General features: G+C 54.6%; 1 protein-coding gene and 1 pseudogene. Both read left to right on the plus strand.

Annotated features, from left to right (window positions below; genetic code table 11):
* Nucleotides 1–673: hypothetical protein (locus tag EN994_RS28810; RefSeq protein ID WP_206530521.1), on the plus strand; the 673-nt coding region annotated here is incomplete at its 5' end.
* A pseudogene (locus EN994_RS28815) lies at nt 670–2,057 on the plus strand (DUF4406 domain-containing protein); the annotation flags it as partial. The gene EN994_RS28810 and the pseudogene EN994_RS28815, both read left to right, overlap by 4 nt.

Genomic DNA, 2,057 nt, shown 5'->3' on the forward strand with positions numbered 1-2,057 from the left:
ATTCAAGTTCATGACGCCTGGCATGCTGACCAAGTTTAATAACTTGCGCCGAGCGAAGCGCGGTATCTTCATCATGGCTACCAATTACGCATATCGCATCGATCCGGCGATCCGTAGAACGGGGCGTATCGACGAGAATTACCTACTGCTTCCGCCGGATGCTACTTCAAGGCAGAAGATGATAAAGAATTTTCTGAAAGATGCGATCGAAAAGGGAAATCTCCCGGCCGACCATGCGCTGAATCCTGACAATATCGAGAAATCCGGTAAATGGAGTATCCTGCGGAGTGCTTCATTCTTCTTGGGCTATAAGGATATCGAGGCTGCAGTGGCGCGTGTTGTTCGCCAGGTTGGTAACAGTCAAAGTGTGACGGAACTTGAGAGTGAGTTCTTGGAATGGGGACGCACAACGACTCTTCGCCTCTACAATGGCGCATTCGACGAAATAGACGATCGGGAGGCAATTGAACGCGAGTTCCTGCCCCTTATCGAGATGGCAGCGCGGGAGGGCGCAGTCCTTAAGGAAAAGAAAAATCCGGCTCTCGATTGCGCGGCTTTATTTAAGGCTGATGAAAAGAATGGCAAGCTGGCTTCGTTCGCTAGTGAACTTAAGCTCAGAGAAGAATCCTTAAGGTTCGTTAAGCGGCGCAGTCCGGAATACGTTAGGAAATGACAGCTCAATCCCCCCAGCCGCTAAGCGGCATCCGTCAAGCTTGGCGTTCTGCCTTCGGATCACGAAAGGTCGTCTATCTCAGCGGCCCGATCACGTCGGGACTGCGGTTCATAGATTGGTGGAGCAAGATCGGATATCAGCTTGAGGCCGATGCGAGCGCTTATCGTGCCGAACTTGTCGAGCAGGTGATTATTCCGAACGAGAACCAGCTCAAAGCGACAGCCGAACTGCTCCGCGCCAGGGGCTCGGAGCCGGTGGTTGAGCCAGCGAGCCTATTCATTAACGGTTGGACCCAAGAAGATTATCTAGAGTTGTGGCAGCAGTTCATCTCAGCTCACGCGAGCCGCATCCTGTTAATGGACGGATGGGAATACAGCGCGGGTAGTGCCTCTGAATTCTGCCGTGCACATCTCGAAGGCATCCCCACCGCTCGTGTTGACGGATCGCCCATCGTCGCACGAGATGGTGTCGCCGCAATCAGCCGCGCACTCGCTCGCGTTGATGCACTGGCTGTGCCGCCGCTCGCTCTCCAGAACACATTGCGTGCTGCATATAGCCAACTCGAAACAACAGTGGCGACTGTAGTCTACGTGCCGGGTGGTGGCATTCCGCGAAAAGACGCTTCGCTCGATCGGCTCGCTGAACTTATCAACGTAGCGCAATTCGTCAGCTATGAACCGCATCGTGGGAAACCAAAGCAGGCGTATTCACGCGTCCTTGGGGAAAGCCCTAACCGCATATTCTCCAACGTTACCGAAGTTGCCGAGACACTCCTTGCGCGAAGCGCTGACGGCTCCGTGAATGTGAGAAGCTTTACACCTGAAAGCCCGCTTAGCCGCGAATTCATATACGGTCTGACTCGAGTTAACGATATTGTCGATGCGATCGCACGCCTCACGCGCGAAGGTCTGCATACCATCGTAAATGAAACGGTCGATATCCACGATGGTGGCGTTTCCGGGGTGGTGCTTGGGAAGATCATCGAGTTTGCTCCCGACGATACGCCTCGCGCGGTAGAGAAGGCAGGCACAGCTTCTCTACCTCTCGGTTGGGGATTCCGACTCCTCGCTACGGTTTACGGTTTCGAACCGGATTTGGCAGTTCCCGAAAACACGCGCCTGGAATTCAGTCTGCATCCCCGGCCACGTGGCTGGCGTCGCATGCACACGTTGGGATGGGAGATTGCTGAACACAAAGGGTTAGATTTGTTTCCGGTAGCGCAGTGGCCCAACAGATTTAGTCATATGCTTGGCGATAAGGTCTTCGGGCTTCTTGTCGCACACCTCATTGGCCTGCCAGTACCGCGCACTACTGTGGTCAATCGGCGGGTGGCACCGTTTACGTTCGGCCAAGCAACGGGTTCGTCGGAGGTCTGGTGTCGCAC

The sequence above is a fragment of the Mesorhizobium sp. M7A.F.Ca.CA.002.09.1.1 genome (assembly GCF_003998555.1).
In the GTDB taxonomy this organism is placed as follows: Bacteria; Pseudomonadota; Alphaproteobacteria; order Rhizobiales; family Rhizobiaceae; genus Mesorhizobium; species Mesorhizobium ciceri.